The 26522-nt window shown below is 68.7% G+C and carries 14 protein-coding genes; 5 read left to right on the forward strand and 9 right to left on the reverse strand.

Translation table 11 applies throughout. The features are described 5' to 3' along the window. Positions 1-62: 62 nt before the first annotated feature. The 3 genes from purF (at position 63) to BFE01S_RS00165 (ending at position 4020) form a co-directional block, all read left to right on the forward strand. Positions 63-1610, forward strand: a complete 1548-nt coding sequence (gene purF, locus BFE01S_RS00155) for an amidophosphoribosyltransferase (RefSeq protein ID WP_028223840.1) — start codon at positions 63-65, stop codon at positions 1608-1610. A 265-nt stretch (positions 1611-1875) separates the two neighbouring features. Next, positions 1876-3072 carry an O-succinylhomoserine sulfhydrylase gene (locus BFE01S_RS00160; protein WP_028223841.1) on the forward strand — a complete coding sequence of 399 codons (1197 nt, stop codon included), beginning with the start codon at positions 1876-1878 and terminating at the stop codon, positions 3070-3072. 90 nt (positions 3073-3162) lie between these two features. Then, the gene (locus tag BFE01S_RS00165; RefSeq protein WP_028223842.1) at positions 3163-4020 is read left to right on the forward strand and encodes an MOSC domain-containing protein; all 858 of its coding nucleotides are present in this window, start codon (positions 3163-3165) and stop codon (positions 4018-4020) included. 48 nt (positions 4021-4068) lie between these two features. Here the strand turns inward: BFE01S_RS00165 and BFE01S_RS00170 are convergent, their stop codons facing one another. Both BFE01S_RS00170 and BFE01S_RS00175 read right to left on the reverse strand, forming a co-directional pair. Then, on the reverse strand, positions 4069-4869 hold the full coding sequence (locus BFE01S_RS00170; protein ID WP_042336901.1) for an AraC family transcriptional regulator: 801 nt from the start codon (positions 4867-4869) through the stop codon (positions 4069-4071). Positions 4870-4913: 44 nt separating this feature from the next. Next, a complete protein-coding gene (locus tag BFE01S_RS00175; RefSeq protein WP_028223844.1) occupies positions 4914-5255 on the reverse strand; it encodes an FKBP-type peptidyl-prolyl cis-trans isomerase in 342 nt (113 codons plus the stop codon). A gap of 289 nt (positions 5256-5544) precedes the next feature. Between BFE01S_RS00175 and BFE01S_RS00180 the strand changes: the two genes are divergently transcribed. Together BFE01S_RS00180 and BFE01S_RS00185 are read left to right on the forward strand one after the other, a co-directional pair. Then, positions 5545-6300 (forward strand): sensor histidine kinase, encoded by a 756-nt coding sequence (locus tag BFE01S_RS00180; RefSeq protein WP_028223845.1) that lies wholly within the window; start codon positions 5545-5547, stop codon positions 6298-6300. A 63-nt stretch (positions 6301-6363) separates the two neighbouring features. Further along, a complete protein-coding gene (locus tag BFE01S_RS00185) occupies positions 6364-7770 on the forward strand; it encodes a hemolysin family protein (RefSeq protein WP_028223846.1) in 1407 nt (468 codons plus the stop codon). A 31-nt stretch (positions 7771-7801) separates the two neighbouring features. Here BFE01S_RS00185 and treY read toward each other — a convergent pair whose 3' ends face one another. The 7 genes from treY to BFE01S_RS42400 form a co-directional block, all read right to left on the reverse strand. Next, positions 7802-10756 carry a malto-oligosyltrehalose synthase gene (gene treY, locus BFE01S_RS36820; RefSeq protein ID WP_042336902.1) on the reverse strand — a complete coding sequence of 985 codons (2955 nt, stop codon included), beginning with the start codon at positions 10754-10756 and terminating at the stop codon, positions 7802-7804. Continuing rightward, positions 10753-12972, reverse strand: coding sequence for a 4-alpha-glucanotransferase (malQ, locus tag BFE01S_RS00195; RefSeq protein WP_028223847.1), 2220 nt, complete (start codon positions 12970-12972; stop codon positions 10753-10755). The genes treY and malQ overlap by 4 nt, the downstream gene beginning before the upstream one ends. Then, the gene (treZ, locus tag BFE01S_RS00200; RefSeq protein WP_028223848.1) at positions 12969-14882 is read right to left on the reverse strand and encodes a malto-oligosyltrehalose trehalohydrolase; all 1914 of its coding nucleotides are present in this window, start codon (positions 14880-14882) and stop codon (positions 12969-12971) included. The genes malQ and treZ overlap by 4 nt, the downstream gene beginning before the upstream one ends. 14 nt (positions 14883-14896) lie before the next feature. Continuing rightward, entirely contained in the window at positions 14897-17122 is a 2226-nt protein-coding gene (glgX, locus tag BFE01S_RS36825; protein ID WP_042336905.1) for a glycogen debranching protein GlgX, read from the reverse strand. A 69-nt stretch (positions 17123-17191) separates the two neighbouring features. Beyond that, the gene (gene glgB, locus BFE01S_RS00210) at positions 17192-19408 is read right to left on the reverse strand and encodes a 1,4-alpha-glucan branching protein GlgB (RefSeq protein ID WP_028223849.1); all 2217 of its coding nucleotides are present in this window, start codon (positions 19406-19408) and stop codon (positions 17192-17194) included. Continuing rightward, on the reverse strand, positions 19401-22832 hold the full coding sequence (treS, locus tag BFE01S_RS36830) for a maltose alpha-D-glucosyltransferase (protein WP_042336907.1): 3432 nt from the start codon (positions 22830-22832) through the stop codon (positions 19401-19403). Before treS ends, glgB begins: the two co-directional genes overlap by 8 nt. After that, positions 22829-26332: an alpha-1,4-glucan--maltose-1-phosphate maltosyltransferase gene (locus BFE01S_RS42400; RefSeq protein ID WP_084169401.1), complete on the reverse strand. Its 3504-nt coding sequence runs from the start codon at positions 26330-26332 to the stop codon at positions 22829-22831. The genes treS and BFE01S_RS42400 overlap by 4 nt, the downstream gene beginning before the upstream one ends. Positions 26333-26522 lie beyond the last annotated feature (190 nt).

Below are 26522 nucleotides of genomic sequence, written 5' to 3' on the forward strand. Positions count from 1 at the left end.
CGCAGGCCCGGCTCCGGCCGCCCGCCGCTGCTACCGATTCTCGCTTCTTTGAAGGACCTGCCATGTGTGGCATCGTAGGCGTAGTTTCCCGCTCTCCCGTCAACCAGCTTCTTTATGACGCGCTGCTGCTCCTGCAGCACCGCGGCCAGGACGCGGCCGGCATTGCCACCGCGGATGGCAGCACCTTCCACATGCACAAAGCCAACGGCATGGTGCGCGACGTGTTCCGCACGCGCAACATGCGCAGCCTGCCGGGCACGAGCGGCATCGGCCAGGTGCGCTATCCGACGGCCGGCTCGGCGTCGAGCGAAGAGGAGGCCCAGCCGTTCTACGTGAACGCGCCGTTCGGCCTGATCCTCGCCCATAACGGCAATCTCACGAACTGGCAGCAGCTCAAGGAAGAGATGTTCCGCGTCGATCGCCGGCACGTGAACACCAATTCCGACACGGAAGTCCTGCTCAACGTGCTCGCGCACGAACTGCAGACGGCCAGCTCCGGCCTCGAGCTCGATCCGGCGGCGCTCTTCAAGGCCGTTTCGGGCGTGCACAAGCGCGTGCGCGGCTCGTACGCCATCGTCTCGCTGATCGCCGGCTACGGCCTGCTCGCGTTCCGCGACCCGTTCGGCATCCGCCCGCTGTGCATCGGCAAGCTGGAAACGCCGGAAGGCACGGAGTGGATGGTGGCGTCGGAATCGGTGGCGCTCGAAGGCATCGGCTTTGAGTTCGTGCGTGACGTGGCGCCGGGCGAAGCCGTGTTCGTCGACTTCGAGGGCAACTTCCACTCGCAGCAGTGTTCGGCAACGCCGAGCCTGAACCCCTGCATCTTCGAACTCGTGTACCTCGCGCGTCCGGATTCGGTGCTCGACGGCGTGCCCGTGTACAACGTGCGTCTGCGCATGGGCGACTATCTCGCCGAGAAGGTCCGGCGCGAACTGCCCGACGTGAGGATCGACGTGGTCATGCCGATTCCCGATTCGTCGCGCCCCGCGGCCATGCAGGTGGCGAAGAAGCTGGGCGTGGAATACCGCGAGGGCTTCTTCAAGAACCGCTACGTGGGCCGCACCTTCATCATGCCGGGCCAGGCGATGCGCAAGAAGTCGGTGCGCCAGAAGCTCAACGCCATGGGCATCGAGTTCAAGGGCAAGAACGTGCTGATCATCGACGATTCGATCGTGCGCGGCACCACCTCCCACGAAATCGTGCAGATGGCGCGCGACGCGGGCGCGACCAAGGTGATCTTCGCTTCGGCGGCGCCGCCCGTGAAGTACCCGAACGTCTACGGCATCGACATGCCCACGCGCGGCGAGCTCGTCGCGCACGGCCGCACGGACGAGGAAGTGGCGCGCATCATCGGTGCGGACCACCTCGTGTATCAGGACGTCGAAGCGCTCAAGCAGGCGGTGCGCGACATCAATCCGGAGCTCAAGCAGTTCGAAGCCTCGTGCTTCGACGGCGACTACATCACCGGCGACATCACGAGCGCCTACCTCGACAAGATCGAGACCGCCCGCCTCGCGCCGCAGGCGCAGTCGGACCGCGATGCCGCGAGCGAAGCGCTGGAGGGCGGCGCGGCGCGCTCGCAATTGCACCTGCAGTTGTCGGTCGAATAAGCCGCGCGCGACGGGAGGCGCGGCACTTGCGCGTTTCCCGTGTTAGGATGAGGGCTTGCGTCGATTTGATCTCAGCTTGCGGACGCGGGGCAACCCAAAACAGCTAAAGCGAAAGGCATCGCGAACAGGTCGTCAGCCAGTTCGATATCCGATGCCCCGCTGCTGCCCCGAATACCCAAAGCCCGCTTCTGCCGACGCAAAGCGGGCTTTTTTGCGCCTGACGGTCTTGCGGCCCGAAGACATTCGAATGGGAAACAACACGAACATGGACGACACCTTAAACTTCGACACCCTCGCCGTGCGCTCGGGCACCCTGCGCAGCGAGTTCAACGAACATTCGGAAGCGCTCTACCTCACCTCGAGCTTCTGCTTTTCGAGCGCCGCCGAAGCGGCCGAGCGTTTCAGGCACTCCGAAACCGGCTACACCTACGCGCGCTTCACGAACCCCACCGTGACGATGTTCCAGGACCGGCTGGCCGCGCTCGAAGGCGGCGAGGCGTGCATGGCGACGGCTTCGGGCATGGCCGCGATCATGTCGGTGGTGATGTCGGCGTTGCAGGCGGGCGACCATATCGTGAGCTCGCAGAGCATCTTCGGCTCCACGCTCGGCATGTTCTCGCAGATCTTCAGCAAGTTCGGCATCACGACCACCTTCGTCGATCCCACCGATCTCGATGCGTGGAAGAACGCCGTGCGCCCCGAAACGAAGATGTTCTTCCTCGAAACGCCCTCGAACCCGCTGACCGAAGTATCGGACATCGAAGCAATCAGCAAGATCGCCAGGGCGGCGGGCGCGCTCTTCGTGGTGGACAACTGCTTCTGCAGTCCGGCGCTGCAGCAGCCGCTCAAGTTCGGCGCGGACGTGGTGATGCATTCGGCCACCAAGTTCCTGGACGGCCAGGGCCGTGTGCTGGGCGGCGCGCTGGTGGGCTCGAAGCAGTTCATCATGGAGAAGGTGTTCCCGTTCGTGCGCAGCGCGGGCCCCACGCTTTCCGCCTTCAATGCGTGGGTGCTGCTCAAGGGCATGGAAACGCTCTCGCTGCGCGTGGAAAAGCAGTCGGCCAACGCGCTCGAAATCGCGCGCTGGCTCGAAGCGCATCCGGCCGTGGGCCGCGTGTTCTATCCGGGCCTCGAATCGCATCCGCAATATGCGCTCGCGAAGCGCCAGCAGAAGGCGGGCGGCGCCATCGTCTCGTTCGAACTGAAGGGCGACACGCCCGAGCAGCAGCGCGAGAACGCCTGGCGCGTGATCGACAACACGAAGGTCTGCTCGATCACCGGCAACCTGGGCGACACGCGCACCACGATCACGCATCCGGCCACCACCACGCACGGCCGCATCACGCCGGAAGCGCGCGCGGCGGCGGGCATCACCGAGGGCCTGATTCGTCTCGCCGTCGGCCTCGAGAACGTGCAGGACATCCGCAACGACCTCGCGCGCGGGCTGGACGCGAAGGCCTGATCGCGCCGCTTCGTTTCGTTCGCACTGCGTCACAAGTGCTGCGGGCCGCGTGTAGCGGCCCGTTTTCGTTCATTGCCGAGGTTAGCTGCCATGCCCATCATTCGTGCGTTGTTCGTTTATCCCGTCAAATCGTGCGGTGCCATTGCGCTTGGCGAGGCGCAACTCGAAGCCGAGGGCCTGAAGTGGGACCGCCACTGGATGGTGGTGGACGAGACCGGGCGCTTCGTGTCGCAGCGCGAGCAGGCGGCGATGGCGCGCATCGTGCCGGCGTTCGTCGAAGGCGGTGTGGAGCTTGCCATGGCGGGCATGCCGACCCCGCTCACGCTGCCGTTCGAGCCGGGTAGCGATGCGCACCGCGTGACCGCGACGGTCTGGAAGGACACGTTCGAAGCCCTCGACGAGGGCGACGCGGCGGCGCGATGGTTCTCGCAGGCGCTGGGCGTGCCGGTGCGGCTCGTGCGTTTCGCGCCCGACGTCACGCGTCTGTCCAGCAAGAAGTGGACGAACGACGAGGACGTGCCCACGCAGTTCGCCGACGGTTTCCCGCTGCTCGTGACGAGCGAGGCCTCGCTGGCCGACCTGAACGCGCGCCTTGCGCAAAAGGGCGCGACGCCCGTGCCGATGAGCCGTTTCCGCCCGAACATCGTCGTGGACGGCGAGGGCGCCTTCGACGAAGACTTCATCGAAACGATGTCGATCGAAAGCGGCGCCGTGGTGCTGCGCTTCGCGAAGCCATGCGCGCGCTGCCCGATCACGACGATCGATCAGCAGACGGGGGAGCGCGACACGCAATGGCCCACGGAGCCGCTCGACACGATGGTGGGCTTTCGTGCCGACCCGCGCGTGGACGGCGGCCTCACGTTCGGGCAGAACGCCGTGGTCGTGGCGGGCAAGGGCAAGCGCGTGGCCGTGGGGGCCGAAGTCGAATGGGAGTGGCGCTTCGAGTAGCGCGGGCTGCGACCTTATTGAGGCGCTACTGAGGCCGCCATTGAGGCGCTACTGCGGCAGCGTGCGCCACTGCCCCGGTGCGAGCCCGAAGCGCCGCGTGAAGGCATGCGTGAACGCGCTTTGATCGCCGAAGCCCACCTCCAGCGCCACGTCGATCAGCGAGCGGCGCGGATCGGCGAGCAGCGTGAGCGCCGTGTCGAGCCGCAGCCGCTGCAGGTAGCGGTGCGGCGTTTCGCCGAACGCCTCCACAAAAAGCTGATGAAAGCGCCGCATGCCGAAGCCGCAGTGCGCGGCGAGATCGGCCATGCGCAGCGGCTCGGCCAGATGCGTGCGCAGCCAGCGGTCGATGCGCGCGAAGTCGAGGCCCGCGGCCGCGTCGAACGCGGCGCCGCCGGCAATGCCTGTTTGCGCGATCACCGCGGCGCACAGGCGCGCCGAAGCGTCCCAATGGAAGCGCCGCGCGCGCCCGTCGCCGCTGTCGGGCGACGCTGCTGTCTGCGCCGCGCGCTGCGCGATCTGCCGCACGAGCCCGGTGAGCGCGGGATCGATGGGAACGGCGCGCGCGGCGTCGAAGAGCCGTTCGGGCACGGCGAGCGAGGCAGCCGGCAGGTCGAGCACCAACTGCCGGTTCTCGCCGATGCCCGCATAGTCGTGCCGCGCGCCGGCCGGAATCAGCCAGGCGGAGCAGCAGTCGATACGCTCGCCCACGCCGTCCACGGTCATCTCCATCGCACCGTCGAGCCCGAGCACGATCTGGTGAAAATCGTGCAGATCGGTTTCCTCGATCGCGCCGTAGCGGCGCAATTCGACGCCGGGCGCGGTGACGGGGGCATGGTGATGCGGATTCATGGGCGGCAGCGGGCGGGCAGCAGCGTCTTGCGCAGAGGCTGCGCTCAGACCTCGAGCAGTTCCACTTCGAACACGAGCGTGGCGTTCGGCGGAATCACGCCGCCTGCGCCGCGCACGCCGTAGCCGAGTTGCGGCGGGATCGTGAGCTTGCGCACGCCGCCCACCTTCATGCCCTGCACGCCTTCGTCCCAGCCCTTGATGACCATGCCGCCGCCCAGCACGAAGGCGAACGGGTCGTTGCGGTCCTTGCTCGAATCGAACTTCTGGCCGTCCGTCAGCCAGCCGGTGTAGTGCACGCTGACGGTCTGGCCGGCCGTGGCCTCGGCGCCGGTGCCTTCGGTCAGGTCCTCGTACTTGAGGCCGGATGCGGTGGTCACGATAGACATGGGAAAACTCCTGAATCGGATGGGATGAAACCGGTATTGTAGGCGTTTCTTGCGGCGGCCCGAGCTATGGGCACGCAGTTGGCACCGCAAGTTGGCACAGCAGTTGGCACCGTAGTTGGCGCCACAGTAAGCGCCGTAGTCGGCATCCCGGTGGGCACAAGACGTGCGCGTCACGGCGTGCGCGTCACCGGCAGGCGCTTCGACGCGCCTGCCTATAATGAGGGCTCGCCTGGCCCGGGGTGGCCGGGCATAAGAGTGGGCCCGCGAGGGGCGAGAAACGAGGACACCGATGGCGTCGAATTCCGATTCCCGATCTGAGCGCATCGCAAGGCTGTGCGCCGAAACCGCGCTGTTCATGCGCGATCACGTGCTCTCGCGCGTGTCGCACGATCTGCGCAGCCCGTTGAACGCGATCCATAGCTGGGCCTATGTGCTCGAGCGCAAGATCGACGCCGTGGATGCGGCGGCGCAGCGCGCGCTGGGCGGCATCCGCACGGGCGTCGATCAGCAGGTCCAGTTGCTCGAATCGCTCGTGGACAAGACGCGGGCACAAACGCGCAAGCTGGCGATCGAGCGTGCGCCGTTCGCGCTCGATGCGCTGATCGACGAAACCGTCGACGACGTGCGCACGGCGCTTGCCGATGCGCGGGGCGTCACGCTGGCCGTGCAGGGCACGCCCACGGGCGCGACGTTCGACGGCGACCGCGAGCGCATCGCCCAGGCGCTCTGGCTGATGCTCGTATTCGCGGTGGAGACGAGCGCGCGGGGCGCGGGCGTGACGCTCGAGGCTGGCGCGGCCGCCAACGCCGCCCAGTTCGACGTGAAGTGGCACGCGACGCCGCAAGCGCTCGCCGACGACGCGGCGGCGCATCTGCTCGAACCGTTTGCGCGGGTGCAGGCGGGCGAGCTGCAGGAAACCGGGCGCCATGCCTGGGTGCTGGCGCTATGCCAGCGTGTGGCCGAGGCGCACGGCGGGAAGTTCGAGCAGACGCCGCTCGCGGAAGGCGGGGCCGCCGCGCTGAGTTTGAGCCTGCTCGCGGGATGATCCGGCAGCGAGGGGCCTGGCGCCGCTTATACTGATCGCTTCGCCACCCCGGAGCCTTCTGTCTTGATCCAGGTTATCGCCCTCGTCGGCGCGCTGCTGCTCGTAGCCCTCAACGGTTTCTTCGTGGCCGCCGAATTCGGCCTCGTCAAGCTGCGGCAGACGCGCGTGCAAAGCCTCGCGGCGCAGCACGGCCTGCGCGGCAAGCTGCTTGCGAAGGTGCACGGCCAGCTCGATGCGTATCTGTCGGCCTGCCAGCTCGGCATTACGCTCGCGTCGCTCGGCCTTGGCTGGATCGGCGAACCGGCTTTCGCGAAGCTGCTCTCGCCGCTGTTCGCGCTCTTCGGCGTGCAGTCGCCGGAAGTGATCCACGCGATTTCGCTCGTGTTCGCCTTCACGGTGATCTCGTTCCTGCATATCGTCGTGGGGGAGCTTGCGCCGAAATCGCTGGCGATCCGCGAGTCCGAAAAAGTTTCGCTGTGGACGGCCGCGCCGCTCTATGGCTTCTACTGGGCCATGTATCCCGCGATCTGGGCGCTCAACCGCAGCGCGAACGCCGTGCTGCGTCTCGCGGGCCTTTCCTCGGGGCACGGCTCGGATTCGCACTATTCGACCGACGAACTGAAGCTCATTCTGCGCAGCCGCCGCGCCGCGGCCCAGGCCGAAGCCGATGCGCGCGCCGATGGCGCTCACGGCGCGGAAGGTGCGAACGGTGCCCGCCTGCCTGCGCTGCCCGCCGCGGCGAGCGCCTATAGCGCCGACGAATGGAACACGCTCGCGCATTCGCTCGACTTTTCGCGCATGACTGTGTCGGACCTCATGCGGCCGCTGCACGAGATGGTGGGCCTGCGGCGCGATCTGCCGCTCGCCGAGAACATGCAGATCGTCGCGCGCCATCGTTTCAGCCGTTATCCGCTGTTCGAGGACGCCGCGGGCGAGCGCGTGGCGGGGCTCATTCATCTGAAGGATCTGTTGCTGGCCCGCGAGGCGGGCCACGCGCTCGACGATCTCGGCAAGTTCGTGCGCCCGGTGCAGTACGTGAAGCCCGAGGCGCCCGCGCTCGCGCTTTTCCGGCGCTTTCGCAAGGGCGCTCCGCACTTCGCGCTGGTGGGGCGCAAGGGCGCGCGGCCCAATGGTTTCCTTACGCTCGACAATCTGCTTGGCGCGCTGGTGGGCCAGATTCACGACGAATTCCATCAGGCCGATACGGACTGGACGCGCATGGACGACGGTACGCTGATGGGCCGCGGCAGCCTGCCCGTGGTGTCGCTGGAGCAGGCGCTCGGCATCGACATCGACGAAGGGCGCGCGGAGTCGGTGGGCGGTCTCGTGATCCACGCGCTCAACGATCTGCCCACCGAGGGGCAGCGCGTGTCGTTCCCGCATTTCGACATCGTCGTGAAGAAGATGAAGGGACCGCGCATCGTGCTCGTGCGCGTCTATCCGCAGGGACTGGTGGACGAGGGCGGTTGAGCGGGCCGTTCCGGCGCGCTCAGGTTCGTGCTCAGGGCTGCGTTCCGGCCCGTCCAGGGGCGAGATTCGACAGCACGGCCACGGGCAGCGCCGCGAGCACGTCGCGTACGAGCAATCGATTGCCCTCGCTGGCGGTTGTGGTCGTGTCGCTCAGCCAGTCGTGCCACTGGGGCGCGGCAAGTCCCTCCGGCAAGACGATCGCGGTATCGCCCCAGCGCTGGGGCGCGACGAGCGGCACGTCGCCCTCCAGCCAGGCGGCGGCGAGGCGCGTGCCGACGATTACCGCGCACGAGTCGCGATGGCGGCGGGCGAAAGCGATCACATGCGCCGCCCCTTCGCCGCGCACTTCGAGCGGCACATAAGCGCCTTCGCGCAGCAATTCCGGCGCGCGAGCCCGCAAGGCGAAGAGGCGCCGCAGCGTAGCGAACTTCACCCGGCCGTCGCGCCAGTGCGCGAGTTTCGCGCTGGGCGGTTCGTCGTCGATAGCCGCTGCGCGCGCCGCGTAATCGACGGGCCGGCGGTTGTCCGGATCGACGAGGCTGAAGTCCCATAGCTCCGTACCCTGGTAGAGATCGGGCACGCCCGGCGACGTGAGGCGCAGCGTGGTTTGCAGCAGCGCATTGAGCGCCCCGGCGGGCGCGATGCGCGCGACGAAGCCGGCGAGTTCGTGCAGGAAGCCGTCGCGGTGCTGCGGGGCGAGGATGTCGAACAGAAATGCCTGGCAGTCCGATTCATAGGCTTCGTCGGGCGAGAGCCAGTTCGTGCGCAGCTTCGCCTCGCGCAAGGCTTTTAGTTGCCACTGGGCGATGCGCTCGGCCAGTGCGCGCACGCCGGCTTCGTCGCCGGGGTCGAGGTCGGGCGGCCAGCAGCCCACGAGCGTCTGGTAGAGCATCGCTTCGGCGGCGGGGCCCGGCGCCCAGTCGGTGCTGCCCGCACGGTCGTTGCGGCGGTGCGGCAGATTCAGCGTGGACCACGCGCGCAGGGCCGCGCTCCAGTCGGCGGGCAGCTCGCTCAGCACGGCGAGGCGCGCGCGCACGTCTTCGCCGCGCTTGTGGTCGTGCGTTGCCGTGGCGAGCAGTGCGTAAGGCGCGTGCTTTTGACGCTCGGCATTGGCGGCATGGAAGTCTTCGACACTGCGGGCGAAGTCGTCCGGGTCCGCGCCCACTTCGTTGCGCGAGAGCAGGCGGCCGTAGCGATAGAGCGCGGTGTCCTCGTTTGCCTTCGCCGCGAGCGGGGCGGTGAGTTGCGAGAACAGCGCGAGCGCGGTGCGTTGCGCGATGAGCGCGTGGCTCAGCGGTGCGTTTTGCGGGCCGCCGTTGCCCGCACCTTTGGCGCTTGCCTTGATCGCGGCGTTATGCGCGGTGTTTTGTGATGCGCTTTGTGCCGCGGTCTGCGTGCGCTGCGGCTGAGGCTGCGGGTTCGGGTTCGCTGCCGCTGCCGCCGCGTCGCCCGCTTGCGCAGCCGTATCGGGAGAACGCGCGCCCAGCCATGCATCGACCTGATCGAGCACGGCGCGGTTCGCGCGCGGCAGGGCAGCGCGCGCCGCATCGAGCGCCACGCTGAAATAGCGGTTGTCGATTGGTCCGCGCAAGCCGTTCGCGGGATAGATGCGATAGACCGGGCAGTGCATGGCAAGCTGCGCGACCACGCGATGCACGCTCGCGTAGGTGTAGTCGCGCGTGGCGGTTTGTTCGCGCGCGATGCGGTGCAGCGCGCGCGCGGCGTGATCCAGTTCGGCGGCCAGATATGCGGCGAGTATCTCGCGGCGCGCTTCGAGCGCTACCTGCGCAAACGAAGCGTCCGATCCGCTGATCGCCGCCCACGTGTCCCCCAGCGGCGCGGCGCCCGCCGGGTCGTGCAGCAACGCGCCCACGTCGTTCATGAAATCGTAGCCCGTGGTGCCCTGCACGGGCCAGTCGGCGCGCAGCGCCTCGCCGCGCGCCAGAATCTTTTCCACCACCACATACGGCAGCGTCGCGCGCAGCGGCACCAGTCGCTGGCGCAGGCGCTCGCAGTATTCGCGCGGATCGGCGAGCCCGTCGATGTGATCGATGCGCAGTCCGTCGATCACGCCATCCGCGTAAAGCCGGAACACGAGCTTGTGCACGGCCTCGAACACGTCGTGCCGCTCCACGCGCACGCCGGCCAGCGCGCTGATGTCGAAGAAGCGCCGCCAGTTCACCTCGTCGGTGGCGGTGCGCCACCAGGCGAGCCGGTAATGCTGGCGTTCGAGCAGGCGGTGCAGGCGCTCGCGCGGCACCGGGTCCGCACCCGCATAGCCTTCCAGCAGGGAATCGATGGCGTCCGTGCCGTTGCGCTTGACGAAGGCGCGCAGCGCGTCGCGCGCCGCCGCCGCGCGCGGCTGGTCGTCGGGCTGGGTGGTGAGCCCCTGGAAGTGCGCCGCGAGCGCGTCGAGATCGGCGCGATTCGCCGACTGCAGGAGGGCCGCATAGTCGGTCGGGCAGACCGGGCACACGTGCGGGCCGTAGGCCACGACAAAGCGCCCGTCGCGTGCGTCGAACTTCAGTTCGATGCGGCCCGAAGCCAGTTCCTCGCCGTACTGCGCGCCGAGAAATGGCATCAGCACCTTGCCGCGCAGCGCGGGGTCGGGCGAATGCCAGTCCACGTCGAAATGGCGCGCGCAGGCGCTATGCCGCCCCCACTCGAGGATGTCGAGCCACCATGCGTTGTGCGAGCCGCCCACGCCCATGTGATTGGGCACGACGTCGATGACGAGGCCCATGCCGCGCTCGTGCACCGCGGCGGCGAGGCGCCGCAATCCCGCTTCGCCGCCGAGTTCGGCGCTCACGGTGCCGTAATCGACCGTGTCGTAGCCGTGCATCGAGCCGGGCTGCGCGGTCGTGACCGGCGAGGTGTAGAGGTGGCTCACGCCGAGCGCCGCGAAGTAGTCGAGCTGCGCGAGCGCGTCGTCGAACGTGAAGGTGTGATTGAGCTGCAGCCGCAGCGTCGCGCGGGGGTAGGTCATGGCGTCGGGCCTGTGGGCGGCGCGGCGGGCGTGCCGGAAGCGGTGGGATCGGCCTGCGGCGCCGCGGCGTCCGTGACGGCTTCGCGCGCGCGGACCACCGTTTCCACGCGCGCGGCAAACGCCGGGTCCGCGTAGAGCAGATCGACGGGAAGCGGCAGGCGCTGGCGCCAGTTCGGGTGTTCGTCGATGGAGCCGGGCAGGTTGGGCTGTTCCGCGAGCCCGAGCAGGTCTTCGAGCGGACAGGTCGCGAGCGGGCTCGCGGTGGCGGCCACGTAGCCGAGCGCGCCTTCGACCGGCGCGCGCTCCGGCGGCGGCAGTGCTTCGTCATGCGGGGCGAAGCCCGCTTGCTGGAGCGCCTGCCAGAGCGCCCGGCGGTCCACGTCGCGCTCCGCATGGGCGAGCGCGATGGGGTCTCGGCCGTCCGCGCGCGGCAGCGTCTGGCCGATGCGGTGGCGCCAGTCGATATCGAGTCCGCGCCACCAGCCGGCCACCGTGGGCAGATCGTGCGTGGTGGTGGTGGCGATGCCGTTCGTGTCCCAGCGCGGGGGCGCGAGAAACGCGTTGCCGTCGCGTTCGAACCAGAGCACGCGGATGCCGTAGAGCGCGTGCGAGGCGAGCCGCTCGCGCAGGCCGGGCGGCACGGTGCCGAGGTCTTCGCCGATCACGATGGCGCGATGTCGCCACGATTCGAGCGCGATGAGCCGCACGAGGTCTTCGAACGGATAGCGCAGATACGCGCCGTGCTTCGCGCTCTCGCCTTCGGGCACGAGCCACAGGCGCCGCAGGCCGAGAATGTGGTCGATGCGCACGCCGCCCGCGTGCACGAACGCGGCGCGCAGCATGTCGATGAAGGCGCGAAAGCCGCTGTTGTGCATCGCGCGCGGCGAGAACGTGGTGAGCCCCCAGCTCTGGCCGGCCTGGTTGAAGATGTCGGGCGGCGCGCCGACCGAAACGCGCTGGAGCATGTCCTGCGGCAGCGACCACGCGTGGCTGCCCGCGCCGTCGCAGCCCACCGCGAGATCGGCGACGAGTCCGATCGCCATGCCGGCTTCGCGCGCGTCCTGTTGCGCGCGCCCGAGCCCTTGTGCGGCGAGCCACTGCAGAAAGCGGTGGAAATCGACTTCGCGCCGGTTGGCGGCCGCGAACGCGGCCACCTCGGGGCTGCGCGGATCGCGCAAGCCGGCCGGCCAGTCGCGCCAATGTGCCGATCCGCCGGGGCTGGCCAGCATCGACGCCTGGAGCGCTTCGAAGCGCGCGTGATCTTCGAGCGATTCGCCGCCGCGCGCGCAGAAGGCTTCGAACGCAGCGGCGCGCGGCGAATCGCTCGCGCGCTCTTCCTTCTCGAAGCGTTCGAAGAGTGCGCGCAAGACCTGGAGCTTGAGCGGCACCGCGCGTTTCCAGTCGATCTGCGGCAGCGCTTCGAGCTCCTGCAACGCGGCTTGCGCGTGGACCGCCGCACAGGCTTCGTGCGCCGCCTGGGCGCCGAAGGTCGCTGCCGGGTCGATGTGGGCGACGTTCAGCCACAGCCGCGAGGAGGGCGCATAGGGGCTGAAATGGCCGGGCAGCGCGCTGAACATCGCATGCGTGGGGCTCACGGCCAGCGCCTGCGCGCCGTGCCGCGCGCTGTGCACCGCGAGCGTGGCGAGCGCCGTGTAGTCGCCGATGCCGCCGTCGCTCTTGCGCCGCAGCCCGTAGAGTTGCGCGGCTACGCCCCAGAGTGCGGGCACCCGGCCGGCCGCGCCGTGACGCGCGCGCCAGGCGTCGGCGATGGTGTGGCAGTGCGGTGGCGCCACGGCGAGCGTGAGGCGATGGTCGTTCACGAAGAGCGTGTGATAGCCGAGCTCGCTGAGCGGCGCGAGCAGGGCGGTTTCGCCCTTGGGCGACGTGAAGCGGCCCTCGATGCGCTCGCCGCTCTCCAGTTCGATGCGGTAGTGGCTGCCCGAGCGCACGGCCGAAGCCGGCAGCGCAATCGCGCTCTCGTATTCTGCCGTGACGAGCGGCGGCAGGCGCCGCGCCGACTGCTCCGCGTTGAGGAGCGCCGCGCTCTGGCGCAACTGTGCCGCGCTCGCGCACGGCAGTCCCGCGCAGGCGAGCAGTGCTTCGAGCGTGCTGTCCGGCACGCGCTGCATGACGCCATGCGCATCGGCCCATTCGACTTCGAAGCCGGCGCGCGCAGCGAGGCTCGCGAGCGTTTCCGTGCGGCGTGCCGTATTCATACGGGCTCCTCACGGTGGACGATGCGCGCGTCGTGATGGCTCGCGTACTCCGGCACGTCGCCGGTTAGCCACGCGAGGGTGGCGCAGGCCGGCAGCACGCCGTTGGCGATGCGGTCGCGTGCGCGCGGCGGCGTTTCGAACACCACCATGCCGTCCGGCTCGTGGTCCAGCGGCACGCCTTCGTGGCCGAGATTCAGCGCGATCGTGAGCACCGCGCCATCGGCGAGACGCCAGCGCGCGACGAGCGCCGCGAGGTCGTTGCCCGCGTCGTCGGCGAGCACGGTGGCGCCGAGCGCGCGCGCATGGCGCAGGCGCGGCATCAGCAGACGGGCGCGCACCGCAAGCGCCGACTTGTAGAAGTGCAGCCATTCGAGCCGCTCGCCGTCGAGGCGCGTATCGAGCGCCGGCGACGCATTCACGAAGGTTTGCCGATCGTTGGGATCGGGGATCTGCTCGCGCCGCGCGGGATCGGCGAATGCGCCGAACGTCGCGAACTCGCGGCGGCGCCCTTCGCGCACCGCATCGGCGAGCGTGCCCGTGTAGGCCGTGAAGTACTGGAACGGCTGCGTGGAGCCGTATTCTTCGTCCATGAACAGCAGGGGAATCTGCGGCGTGAGCAGGTAGAGCGCCGTGGCCGCGCGCAGGGCGTCGTCGTTGCGGGCGAGCGCGCGCAGCCGCTCGCCGAAGGCGCGGTTGCCGATCTGGTCGTGGTTCTGCAGGAACACCACGAAGGCCGTGGGCGGCAGATGCGCGCTCGGCTCGCCGCGCGGCTGTCCTTCGTGAACCGGCGACGGCTCGCCCTGATAGGCGAAGCCTTCGGCCAGCACGCGCGCGAGCTGGCGGATGGGGTGCTGCGAGAACGCGCGATAGTAGCCCTCGTTTTCGCCGGTCAGCAGCACGTGCAGCGTGTGATGGGCGTCGTCGTTCCATTGCGCGTCGAAATGGCATTCGAGCAGATTCGCCGCGTTGTGCTCGTTCTCCAGCACGAGATGCACTTGACGGCCGCTTTCCACGCGCGCGTGCACCTGGTCGGCCAGTTCGCGCAGCCAGGGCACGTTGCCGATGGCATGCGCGGCGTCGATGCGCAGCCCGTCGAAGCGGTACTCCGTGAGCCAGTAGAGCGCGTTGTCGCAGAAGAAGTCGCGCACTTCGAAGCGGTCGAAGTCGAGCGCTTCGCCCCACGGCGTTTTCACATCCGCGCGGAAAAACGGCTTCGCGTACTGGCCGAGCCAGTTGCCGTCCGGGCCGAAGTGGTTGTACACGACGTCGATGAACACCTGGAGGCCGAGGCCGTGCGCGGTATCGACGAGCGTTTTCAGTTCGTCGGGGCTGCCGTAGGCCGCGTGCGGCGCGTAGGGCAGCACGCCGTCGTAGCCCCAGCCGCGCTCGCCCACGTAGTCGTTCAGCGGCATCAGTTCGACGGCGGTCACGCCCAGTTCCGCCAGTGCCGGAAGCCGTTCGGTCACGCCGCGATAACCGCCCAGCGTGCCGACGTGCAATTCGTACAGCACGGTCTCTTCCCAGGGGCGGCCCAGCCACTGCGCGTGCTGCCAGGCATAGGCGCGCGGATCGAGCACTTCGCTCGGCCCGTGCACGCCTTCGGGCTGGAAGCGCGAGGCGGGGTCGGGCACAGCCTGGCCGCTCTCGATGCGATAGCGATAGCGCGTGCCCGGCCCGCAGGGCGCTTCGGCCTCGAACCAGCCGTTGCCGGTGGGCGTCATGTCGAGAGGGGCGGGCGGCGCCGCGCCGTCGGGCATGCGTTCGAACACCACCTGGGCCGTGCGCGACGAAGGCGCCCAGAAGCGAAAGCGCGTGCGCGGCTGCGCGCGCGATGCGCCGGTGAGCTGCGCGCCGAACGGCATGCAATGCATGTAATGGTGCGCGTGAGGACGGGTTGAAGTCGCAGACATGACGATTCCTGTTGCTATCCGGCCGCCCCGGAGGGTGCTGCCGTTCCTGGGCTCGTGCCGGGATTCATCCTCGGATCGGGCGGCGGCGGTGCATCGTCGCGCAGGGCCGGCTCGTGCACGGCCGCTTCGTGCGCGTTCTTGCGCGTGGGCCACGCGCACAGCACCGCGATGGTGTGCGCAGCCACTTCGAACGTGGCGCCGGGCAGCCTGTGCGGCGCTGCCTCCGGATGCGCGCTGTCGAGCAGCACGTCCCACTGCATGGACGGCGCGGGCGCCGAGAACGCAATCGCGGCGGGCGCGGCGTTCAGCATGATCAACAATACTTCTATTTCGCCGTCGAGGCCCGGCCCCGCACGCCGCATGACGAGCGCGCGGCCCTCGGGGTCTTGCCAGGCTTCGGGCGAAAGCGCTTCGCCGCGCTCGTCGAACCAGTCGATGTCGTGCACCTCGGGCAGCACTTCGCGCTCGCCGAACAGAAAACGTGTTTCGCGCAGCAAGGGATGATCCCGGCGCAGCGCGATGGCGCGCGCGGCGAAGGCCGTCATCGCCTCGCCTTCCGGGGAGGCGGCGAGCGTCCAGTCCACCCACGAAATCTCGTTGTCCTGGCAGTAGGCATTGTTGTTGCCGCGCTGCGTGCGGCAGGCTTCGTCGCCTGCCAGCAGCATCGGCGTGCCGAGTGCGACGAACAGCGTGGCAAGCATCGAGCGTGCCACGCGTGCGCGCGTATCGACGATGGCGGGGTCGTCGGTCGCGCCTTCCGCGCCCCAGTTCGCGCTCCAGTTTTCGTTGTGGCCGTCGTGGTTGTCTTCGCCGTTGGCCTCGTTATGTTTGCGATCGTAGGCCACCACGTCGGCGAGCGTGAAGCCGTCGTGCGAGGTGACGAAGTTGATCGACGCCCAGGGGCGCCGCTTGCGTTTGTCGAAGAGGTCCGCGGAGCCCGTGAGCCGCGCGGCGAGTTCGGGACGCTGGTGCGGGTCGCCGCGCCAGAAGCGCCGCACGCTGTCGCGAAAGCGGTCGTTCCATTCGGAGAAGCCGGGCGGATGATTGCCGAGCTGATAGCCGCCCGGACCCACGTCCCACGGTTCGGAGATTAGCTTGCATTGCGAGAGTACCGGGTCCTGGCGCAGCGCGTCGAAGAAGCCGCTGCCCGGGTCGAAGCCGTGCGCCTCGCGGCCGAGCGTGACGCCCAGGTCGAAGCGAAAGCCGTCGATGCGGTAGGAATTCGCCCAGTAGCGCAGCGAGTCGGTCACCATCTGCAGCACGCGCGGATGCGAGAGGTTCAGCGTGTTGCCGACGCCCGTGTCGTTGATGAGGTGGCGCTCGTCGCCGGGCACGACGCGGTAATAGCTGGCGTTGTCGAGGCCGCGCCACGAGACCGTGGGGCCGGTTTCGCCGCCTTCGCAGGTGTGGTTGTAGACCACGTCGAGAAAGACCTCGATGCCGGCCGCGTGCAGCTGGCGCACGGCAATGCGCATCATGTCGGGGTCGTAGCCGCCCAGGTACGAGGGCTCCGGCGCGAAGAACGCGGCGCTGTTGTAGCCCCAGTAGTTGCGCAGGCCGCGCTCCACGAGAAAGCGTTCGTTCATGAACGCATGCACGGGCAGCAGTTCGACGGCGGTTACGCCCAGCTTGTGCAGATGATCGATGAAGTGCGGGTTCGCGAGCCCGGCGAAGGTCCCGCGCGTATGCGCGCGCAGGTCGTGGCGCAGGATCGAGATGCCGCGCAGATGCGTTTCGAAGATCACGGTCTTGTCCCAGGGCACGTGGGGGCGCACGTCCTGCGACCAGTCGAAGGTGTCGGCCACCACCATCGCCTTGGGCATGGCGGGCGCGGAGTCGCGGCGCTCCAGCGAAAGGTCGGCGCGGTTCGAATGCACGCGGTAGCCGTAGAGCGTGTCGGACCAGCGGAACTGGCCGACGAGGCGCCGTGCATAGGGGTCGAGCAGCAGCTTGTGCGGATTGAAGCGATGCCCCTGCTGCGGCTGGTAGGGGCCATGCGCGCGCAGGCCGTATACGGTGCCCGGATGCGCGCCGGGCAGGTAGCCGTGCCAGATTTCGTCGGTGCATTCCGGCAGTGCGTAGCTCATGCGTTCCTTGCGCCCTGTGCGGTCGAAGAGGCACACCTCGATGCGCCACGCGTGAGCCGAAAACACGGCGAAATTGGTGCCGAGCCCGTCCCACGTCGCGCCGAGCGGCCACGGCGAGCCCGGCAGCAGGCGGTCGGGCATGCCGTTAGCCATGGCGCCGCCCCTTTCGTTGTTCTTCGTATTGCATCGTTATCCTGATGTTTTTCTTCGAGGGCGGTTTCGCTATCTGCGCAGCCGGAAATAGAGCGTGCCGAGCGGCGGCAGCACGAGCGCCGCCGACTGCGGCTTGCCGTGGCTCGCCACCGGTTCCGTTTCGATCTGGCCGCCGTTGCCCATATTCGAGCCGCCGTAGATCGAGGCGTCCGTGTTCATGACCTCTTCCCACTGGCCCGGCTGCGGCATGCCGATGCGGTAGCCGTGGCGGGGCACGGGCGTGAAGTTGCACACCGCCACGATCTCGCGGCCCGAGCCGTCCACGCGCCGCCACGCAAGCACGCTGTTTTCGCTGTCGTCGGCCACGAGCCATTCGAAGCCGCCCGGCTCCGCGTCCAGCACGTGGAGCGCCGGCTCGCCGGTGTACAGGCCGTTCAGGTCGCGCACGAGCGTTTGCACGCCGCGGTGCAGCGGATCGTCCAGCAGATGCCAGTGCGGCGCGCCGTCGTGGTCGAACTCCGCAAGCTGCCCGAACTCGCCGCCCATGAAAAGCAGCTTCTTGCCCGGATGCGCCCACATGAAGCCCAGATACGCGCGCAGGTTCGCGAAGCGCTGCCAGCGGTCGCCGGGCATCTTGCCGAGCAGCGATCCCTTGCCGTGCACGACCTCATCGTGCGAGAGCGGCAGCACGAAGCGCTCCGACCACGCGTACACCATGGCGAAAGTCATTTCGTGATGGTGATAGCGGCGGTGGATCGGGTCTTCGTGCATGTAGTGCAGCGTGTCGTGCATCCAGCCCATGTTCCACTTGAACTGGAAGCCGAGGCCGCCGTCTTCGGGCCGCGCGCTCACGCCGGGCCACGCCGTCGATTCCTCGGCCACGGTGATGACGCCGGGCCGCTGCGGCACGTACTGCGTCTCGTGGTTCAGGCGCTTGAGAAACGCGATCGATTCGAGGTTTTCGCGCCCGCCATACATATTCGGCACCCACTCGCCGGCATTGCGCGAGTAGTCGCGGTACAGCATGGAGGCCACCGCATCCACGCGCAGGCCATCGACGTGATAGCGCAGCAGCCACGCAAGCGCCGATGCGATCAGGAACGCACTGACCTCGCGGCGGCCGAGGTTGTAGATCATCGTGTTCCAGTCGGGGTGATAGCCTTCGCGCGGATCGGCGTGCTCGTAGAGCGCGGTGCCGTCGAAGTCGATCAGGCCGTGCGCGTCGTTCGGGAAATGCGCGGGCACCCAGTCGAGTATCACGCCGAGCCCCGCTTCGTGCGCGCGGTCCACGAATGCCGCGAAGTCGAGCGGCGAGCCGAGGCGCGCCGTGGGCGCGAACTGCGCGAGCGGCTGGTAGCCCCACGATCCGCCGAACGGGTGCTCGGCCACCGGCATCAGTTCGAGATGCGTGAAGCCCATGCCCTGGGCGTAGGGGATCAGGCGGTCGGCGAGCGCGGTCCAGTCGGGGGCCGGGGCGTCGGTGCCCTGGGTCGGCAGCCACGAGGGTGCATGCACTTCGTAGATCGAGAGCGCGCTGCGCACGCTCTGCCGTTCGCCGCGCGTCTGCAGCCAGTCGTGGTCGCGCCAGGCGTAGTGATCGAGCGCCTCGACGGGGGCAACGATCGAGGCCGTGGCGGGCGGGTTTTCGGTTTGCAGGGCACAGGGGTCGGCTTTAAGCGGCAGTACCTCGCCGCGCGCGCCGAGAATCTCGTACTTGTAGCGCGCGCCCGCCGCCACGCGCGGAATGAAGAGTTCCCAGACACCCGCTTCGAAGCGCAGCCGCATGGGATGGCGGCGGCCGTCCCATGCGTTGAAGTCGCCGACCACGGAAACGCGCCGCGCGTTGGGCGCCCAGACGGCAAAGCGCACGCCGGGCACGCCGTCGCATTCCAGCGGCCGCGCGCCCAGGCATTCGAGTACGGCATACGGGTCGCCGTCGGCGAGCCGGCGCAGCGCTTCTTCCGAAAGCTGCGGACCGAATGCATAGGGGTCCTCTACTTCCTGCACCACGCCTTGCCAGTCGATTTCGAGCCGGTACGGCACGGACTCGGCAACCGGGCCCGCAAACAGGCCCGCCGGGTGAATGCGCGTGAGTTCGGCCAGCGTATGGGCCCGGTCGCGCGCGAGCACCCGGACATGGGAGGCATTGGGCAGCCACGCCCGCACATAGGGCGTGCCGTCGATCGCGTGCGGGCCCAGCACCGCGAACGGATCCGCGTGGCGGGCGCCGGCGAGGGCGTCGATATCGTGCGCGGAGAGGCCCGCATCGCTCGCGTGGTCAGCCATGGGCACCTCCTGCGGGATGCGATCCCGTCGGCCCCAGCACGCGGCTCGCGAGCGCAGCGAGTCCGCGTACCGGCAGGCCGAGCCACGAGGGGCGGTTTGCCGCTTCGTAGCGGATTTCGTAGGCCGCTTTCTCGATGAGGAAAAGGTCGAGCAGCGCCTGCTCGTGCGAGGCGCTCACGAGCGGATGCGGCGCGTCCGCCACGGCGGCGCGGTAGTGGCTCAGGAACGCCTCGGCGGCATTCACGCGAAACCGCTCGAAGAGCGTGCGCTTGCGGTCGGCCGTTTGTTGCGGCGCGCTCTCGGTGGTCGATTGCGCGGCGGCGCCCGCATAGGAGAGCGAACGCAACAGACCCGCCACGTCGCGCAAGGGGCACGCTTTCGCGCGCCGGTACGAGAGCGCCCGCGCGGGCTCGCCTTCGAAGTCGATCAGATACGCATCGCCTTGCGCGAGCAGCACCTGGCCCAGATGGAAGTCGCCGTGGATGCGGATGCGCCACGCGGCGGAATCGGGCGGCACGCGATGCGAGACGGCTTCGATCAGCGCGTCGCGGCGCGCGAGGAGGCCCAGCGCGAGTTCGCGGGTGTCCTCGTCGAGCGTGTGCGCATTGCCCGAGGTATGGCGTTCGAGAATATCGAGTGCCTCGGTCAGCATGGTCTTCGTATCGTCGATCCAGTGGCGCACGTCGTCGCGCGTGGCTTCCACGGGTGCGAATGCGGGGTCGTCGGTGGGCGTGGCGAGCGCCGCGTGCAGCTCGCCCAGCCGCTTGCCGATGGTGCCGATCACGGTGCTGTAGCCCTGCATCGCTTCTTCCTCGTGGGCCTGATCGGTCGCGCCGTCGTCCACGGCAAGCGCCAGTTCGTCGATCGTGCGGCGTAGGTAGTCGAGCGCCCAGTCCCACGCGTTGCCCTGGTTGTCGATATAGCCTTGCAGGATGGCGAGCGTGTGCGGCACGCCGGCCGGATCGACGCGCACCACTTCGCCATAGAGCGGCGCCGTATTGGCGTAGCCGAGGTGCGTGAGATAGCGCGACATCTCCGCTTCCGGGTGCACGCCCGGCATGAGGCGGCGCACGAGTTTGAGCACGAGCTCATCGGCGATCACGAGCGAGCTGTTGCTCTGCTCGGCGGCGAGCCAGCGGATCTCGGGCATCTCGCCCAGGTCGAGCGCGTCGAGGCGTTCGGTGGGCCGGAAGTGGATCACGCTCTGCTGCACCGTGGTGACGGCCGCGCGTTCGCGCAGCTTGTGCAGCACGCCGTAGGCGAACCACGGCAGCGCGAAGGCGTCGGTGAGATAGCCGATGGTGCGGCCGCGGCGCACGCGCGAGAGCGCGAGCTGGATGTGCAGCGGCGTGGTGATATCGGTGCCCCAGGTGATGGCGATGGGCAGCACGTAGCGCTCGCTCGTGCCGTCGCCGAGTTCGGCTTCGATCTCGGTGAAGGCAAAACCCGCGCCGTGGATCGTGGTGAGCGCGGCGAGTCGCACTCCCTTCAACGGCTTGTCCTTCGAGGCGAACCAGCGCCGCCGCGAGAGCCAGGAAGGCAGCACTTCCGATTCGAGCAGGCGCACGTTTTCGGGTGTCGGTCCCGCCTGGCCTTCGCGGATCACCACGGTCACGAATTCGGGCAACTGCTCGGAAGCGGGCTGGCTCCATGCGGGGCGCTGGCTGCTCGAGCACAGCAGGAACCACAGGAAGCCGTAGGGCGGGAACGTGAGTAGATAGGGCAACTGACCGATGGGCGGAAACACCGAATCCGCCGTCATTTCGATGGGGGCCGTGCCCGCGTACTCGGACAGATCGAGTTCGACGGCCTGCGGCGCGCGCGAGAGATTCGCCACGCACAGGATGGGCGCCTCGCCCGGCATCTCGCGCAGGTACGCGAGGATCTTGCGGTTGGCGGGGCGCAGGAAGCGGATCGTGCCGCGGCCGAAGGCCTGCTTCGCGCGGCGCGTGGCGAGCATGCGCCGCGTCCAGTTGAGCAGCGAATGCGGGTCGCGGTTCTGCGCTTCCACGTTGATGGCGTCGTAGCCGTAGAGCGAGCCCATGAGCGGCGGCAGCACGAGTTGTTCGGGGTCGGCGCGCGAGAAGCCGCCGTTGCGGTCCGAGGACCACTGCATCGGCGTGCGCACGCCGTCGCGGTCGCCCAGGTGGATGTTGTCGCCCATGCCCAGTTCGTCGCCGTAGTAGATGACCGGCGTGCCGGGCATGGAGAGCAGCAGCGAATTGATCAGCTCGATGCGGCGGCGGTCGCGTTCCATGAGCGGCGCGAGCCGGCGGCGGATGCCGAGGTTCAGGCGCGCGCGCCGGTCGCTCGCGTAGGTGTTCCAGAGATAGTCGCGCTCGGAGTCGGTGACCATCTCCAGCGTGAGCTCGTCGTGGTTGCGCAGGAAGATCGCCCACTGGCAGCTATCGGGCAGATCCGGCGTCTGCTTCATGATGTCGATGATCGGGAAGCGGTCCTCGCTCGCAATCGCCATGTAGAGGCGCGGCATGAGCGGGAAGTGGAACGCCATGTGGCATTCGTCTTCGTTGCCGAAGTACTCCTGCACGTCTTCGGGCCACTGGTTCGCCTCGGCCAGCAGCATGCGGTTGGGGTAGTGCGCGTCGATGGTCGCGCGGATCTGCTTGAGGATCGCGTGCGTTTCGGGCAGATTCTCGTTGTTGGTGCCCTCGCGCTCCACCAGATACGGCACGGCATCGAGGCGCAGCCCGTCGATGCCCATGTCGAGCCAGAAGCGCATGATCTGCAGCACTTCGCGCAGCACGGCCGGATTGTCGAAGTTAAGGTCCGGCTGGTGCGAGTAGAAGCGGTGCCAGTAGTAGGCGCCCGCTACCGGGTCGTGGGTCCAGTTCGAAGGCTCGGTGTCGATGAAGATGATGCGCGTGCCCGCGTACTTCGCGTCGCTATCGGACCACACGTAGTAGTTGCGGTGATTCGAGCCTGGCTTTGCACGGCGCGCGCGCTGGAACCACGGGTGCTGGTCGGACGTATGGTTGATGACGAGCTCCGTGATGACGCGGATGCCGCGCGCGTGCGCTTCCTGGATGAAGCGGCGCACGTCGGCAAGCTGGCCGTAGTCGGGATGCACGTTGCGGTAGTCGGCAATGTCGTAGCCGTCGTCGCGGCGCGGCGACGGGTAGAACGGCAGCAGCCAGATCGCGGTCACGCCGAGCCCCGCGATGTAGTCGAGCTTCGCGAGGAGGCCCGCGAAGTCGCCCACGCCGTCGTTGTTCGCGTCGTAGAACGACTTCACGTGCACCTGGTAGATGATGGCGTCTTTGTACCAGTGCGGGTCGTCGGTGAGCAGCGAGGCTTTGCTGCGCCGCTGCGCCGCCGTGCCGGACCCGCCTTCGTGCGGGTCGTGCTCGGCGGGCGTGCCGGTTTCGTGGTCGTGCGGCTCCTGGGAGTCGGGATCGCGTTTCATGTCGCTCCTCCGGGCGGAAAGTCATCGTCGAATTCGGGGTGACCTTCCACGCGCGTTTCATCCGTTTCGGGCGGCGGCTCTTCGCGCGGCAGTCCGCGCGCGGGTTCGATGCGCCAGATCGCATAAGGCCGCGCATGCGGGTCGAGGCGCACGTGCTGCCAGCGGCCGTGCCACGCAAAGCGCTCGCCGGTGAGTTCGTCGGTGACAGCAAGCGGCGCGCCGTCGTCGAGGCGCCAGTGCTGGAATGTCTGCCACGGCAGTTCGAAATCCGCGCCCTGCTCGCTCCAGGGATCGAGGCTGATCGCCACGATCATCACGTTTTCGCGCGAAGGCGTGGCCTTTTCGAAACACAGAATCTGCTCGTTGCGTGCTTCGAGAAAGGTGATGCCCAGATGCGTCTGCAAGGCCGGATTCGCGCGCCGCATGCGGTTGAGCGCGGCAATCTCCGCGACGATGTTGCCGTGCCGGTTCCAGTCCCAGGCGCGCAGCTGATATTTTTCGGAGTCCAGATAGTCTTCGCTGTTGGGCGGTGCGCGGCCTTCGCAGAGCTCGAAGCCGCAGTAGACGCCCCACAGGCCGGAGAGCGTCGCGGCCAGCGCCGCGCGGATCAGGAAGCTCGCGCGCGCGCTGGTTTGCAGATGCCGCGGGTTGATGTCGGGCGTGTTGACGAAGAAGTTCGGGCGGTAGAAGTCGCGCACCGGCGTTTGCGTCAGTTCCGTGAGGTATTCGGTGAAATCGCGCTTGCTCTCGCGCCACGTGAAGTAGGTGTACGACTGCGAGAAGCCGAGCTTGGCGAGCCGGTACATGAGGCGCGGCCGCGTGAAGGCTTCGGAAAGAAAGATCACGTCGGGATGGCGCGCGCGTACGTCGGCGATCATCCATTCCCAGAACGGCAGCGGTTTCGTGTGCGGATTGTCCACGCGGAAGATGCGCACGCCCGCATCCACCCAGAACAGGATGGCGTCGCGCAGCGCGAGCCAGAGCGCGGGCTTCGAATCGTGCGCGTAGAACTCGGGGTTCACGATGTCCTGATACTTCTTCGGCGGATTTTCCGCGTAGCGCAGCGTGCCGTCCGGGCGCCACGCGAACCAGCCGGGATGCGCCTTCAGCCACGGATGGTCGGGCGAGCACTGGATGGCGAAGTCGAGCGCGATTTCGAGGCCGTGCGCGTGCGCGGCAGCCAGCATGCGGCAGAAGTCTTCGAGCGTGCCCAGTTCCGGATGAATGGCCGTGTGGCCGCCTTCGGCCGCGCCGATCGCATAGGGGCTGCCCACGTCGCCGGGCTGCGCATTGAGCGCGTTGTTGCGGCCCTTGCGGTTCGCGAGGCCGATGGGATGGATCGGCGGGAAGTACAGCACGTCGAAGCCCATGTCGCGGATGCGCGGCAGCTTGGCGATCACGTCGTCGAAGGTGCCGTGCCGGCTTTCGTCGTCGCTCATGGAGCGCGGGAAGATTTCGTACCAGCTCGCGAAGCGCGCGGCGCTGCGTTCGGCGTCCACGCGCCGCACGTGTTCGTCGCGCGAGAGGAACGGGCGGTGATGGGCGGCGCGCACCGCCGCCGCCGTGGCGGGCGCGGCGAGCAGCGCACAGCGTGTGTCGGTGTCGGCGCCCACGAAGCGGTGCACGATCGCATCGAGCGCGGCGCGGGTGCGCGCGTGAACGTCGCCGGCTTCGTCGGGAGCGTCGGAGGTGTCGGCACACGCGAGCACGAGCGCGAGCAGGCGGCTCGCTTCCTCCATCTCCAGATCGACGTTCTGGTTCGCCGCGCGCTTTTTCTGCACGTGATCGGCGAGCGAGGCGAAGTCGTCGCGCCAGGCGAGCACCACGTATTCGTAGCGGCCCACGCGGTCGAGCGGGAAGTGGCCGCTCCACATGTCGGTGCCCGCGGGCTGCACGGGAGTCATCGGCGATTCGTGCCAGGCCGTTTCGTCGGCGGCGCGCCAGAGCACGGCGGCGTCGATGCGGTCGTGGCCGTCGGCGAAAATCGCCGCGCGCACCTCCACGCGTTCGCCCACGGTGCGCTTGGCCACGAAGCGGCCTTCGTCGACGGAAGGCGTCACGCTTTCGATGGCGATGCGCGGCGCGGCGAGCGCTTCCACAACGCTCTTGTGGCCGCTCGTGCGCGACTTCGCGAGGTCTTCGGGCGGCGCGAGCACGACCGGGGGCGCCGCGAGCGCGCGGAACAGCCAGCATGCGCCCGCGGGCAGCGTGAACGCTTCGGGCACCGCGCTCGCGTCGCGCCGTGCCTGCGTGCGCGCCGCGCGCAGCGTTTCGGCGTCGAGCGGCGAGAAGCGCGTGAAGCCGCCCGGCGCGCCGTCGAGAAGGCGCGCCATGCTCACGCGCACGGGCGCGGCGAGCGCGGGGTTGACGAGGGTGAGCACGGCGTCGTCGGCGTCGCGCAGGTCGGCGCGGTCGCCGCGCAGCACGGCCATGATGGGGGCGCCCGGGCCGTTCAGCGCGCGCAGCTCGCCGTTGGTCTGCAGCGTCCAGGTTTCGCGCTGCAAGGCATTGGCGTGGGCAATGTCGGTGCAGAGGTCGAACGCAGCATGCGCTTTCGCTGCGTTGAACGCCGCCGCGCTGCCGCCGGCGTGGTGCACCGCTTCGGTGAGGCCGTATTCGAAGCCCATCGGCACGAGCCAGCCGGTGCCGAGCGCTGCCGCGGCGCGCAGCATGCGCCGGTAGGCGCGCTCGACCGCGCGCGCGTCCGTGGCGCCTTCCTGGTCGTGCGCGTAGCGTGTGCCGTAGGGTGCCTCGGGAAATGCCACGGGCGAGCCCACGCGGCGCAGTACCTCGTGCTCCTCCACGAACCAGCTCGAGGAAAAGTCCCACCAGCGCAGCGACGAGAACGCGGCGTCGAAGCCCGCGCCTTCAAGACGCGCGATTTCGGCGCGCGCGAGGCCGGGCGTGGCGGCGAGCCAGCGCGTCTGGCGATGGCGCTCGCGCACCACCTCGAAGATGCCGCGCAGGACGGCCGCGGGCACGCGGTGCGGCGAGTCGATGCGAAAGCCGCCAAGGCCAGCCTGCACCAGTTCGATCATGCGCTGCGACCACCACGCGGCGAGCGGGGCGGCGGCGCGTTCGAAATCGGCGTAGGCCACGTTGGCCTCGGGTTGGCCGTGGCGCGGGTCGAGCCGCGCGTCCTCGGGCTCGAACGGGTGAAACCATTCCGCATGCGCGGCGTACAGCGCGCCATCGGCGGCCGCGCGGTCGAGCGTGAGGTCGGCGAGCAGCGTGAGGCCGTGCTCGCGTGCGGCGTCCACGAGGACGCGCAACGCTTCGTCGGCGGATTGCGACGTTTCGAAGACAGGGTGAAGACGGGCATGGTCGGCGACGATGCGGCCGTCACCGGAGGAACCGGGCGCGAACAGCGCCCCGATCAGCACATGGTCGAAGCCGAGCGAGGCCGCATGGGCGAAGCAGGCAGGCCACGCGTCGAGCGGCCCGACGAGGGCGGAATGGACGAAGTAGATCCGCGGCGCATAGGCATGTGGAGGTTCCATCAATCGTATTCCCGATGCGTCGGGCAGCGCGGATGCGCTTTCGCGCGATCACGTCGCCCGGAGGGTGCCGGAGCCGCGGCGTGGGCTTTTGCTGCGCCCGCGGCGGCGCGTCCTGTTCAATGTAGTGCAAGAGCAGGCCGGAACCAAACCGCGAACGTCGCAAGGCTCTTGGAGGGGCATTCAGCAAGGG

Origin of the sequence: Paraburkholderia ferrariae NBRC 106233, from assembly GCF_000685035.1 — a bacterium.
GTDB classification, from domain to species: Bacteria; Pseudomonadota; Gammaproteobacteria; order Burkholderiales; family Burkholderiaceae; genus Paraburkholderia; species Paraburkholderia ferrariae.

Coding starts and splice junctions, on each gene's coding strand:
- purF (WP_028223840.1), top strand. CDS start 63: ATGTGTGGCATCGTAGGCGTAGTTTCCCGCTCTCCCGTCAACCAGCTT.
- BFE01S_RS00160 (WP_028223841.1), top strand. CDS start 1,876: ATGGACGACACCTTAAACTTCGACACCCTCGCCGTGCGCTCGGGCACC.
- BFE01S_RS00165 (WP_028223842.1), top strand. CDS start 3,163: ATGCCCATCATTCGTGCGTTGTTCGTTTATCCCGTCAAATCGTGCGGT.
- BFE01S_RS00170 (WP_042336901.1), bottom strand. CDS start 4,869: ATGAATCCGCATCACCATGCCCCCGTCACCGCGCCCGGCGTCGAATTG.
- BFE01S_RS00175 (WP_028223844.1), bottom strand. CDS start 5,255: ATGTCTATCGTGACCACCGCATCCGGCCTCAAGTACGAGGACCTGACC.
- BFE01S_RS00180 (WP_028223845.1), top strand. CDS start 5,545: ATGGCGTCGAATTCCGATTCCCGATCTGAGCGCATCGCAAGGCTGTGC.
- treY (WP_042336902.1), bottom strand. CDS start 10,756: ATGACCTACCCCCGCGCGACGCTGCGGCTGCAGCTCAATCACACCTTC.
- malQ (WP_028223847.1), bottom strand. CDS start 12,972: ATGAATACGGCACGCCGCACGGAAACGCTCGCGAGCCTCGCTGCGCGC.
- treZ (WP_028223848.1), bottom strand. CDS start 14,882: ATGTCTGCGACTTCAACCCGTCCTCACGCGCACCATTACATGCATTGC.
- glgX (WP_042336905.1), bottom strand. CDS start 17,122: ATGGCTAACGGCATGCCCGACCGCCTGCTGCCGGGCTCGCCGTGGCCG.
- glgB (WP_028223849.1), bottom strand. CDS start 19,408: ATGGCTGACCACGCGAGCGATGCGGGCCTCTCCGCGCACGATATCGAC.
- treS (WP_042336907.1), bottom strand. CDS start 22,832: ATGAAACGCGATCCCGACTCCCAGGAGCCGCACGACCACGAAACCGGC.
- BFE01S_RS42400 (WP_084169401.1), bottom strand. CDS start 26,332: ATGGAACCTCCACATGCCTATGCGCCGCGGATCTACTTCGTCCATTCC.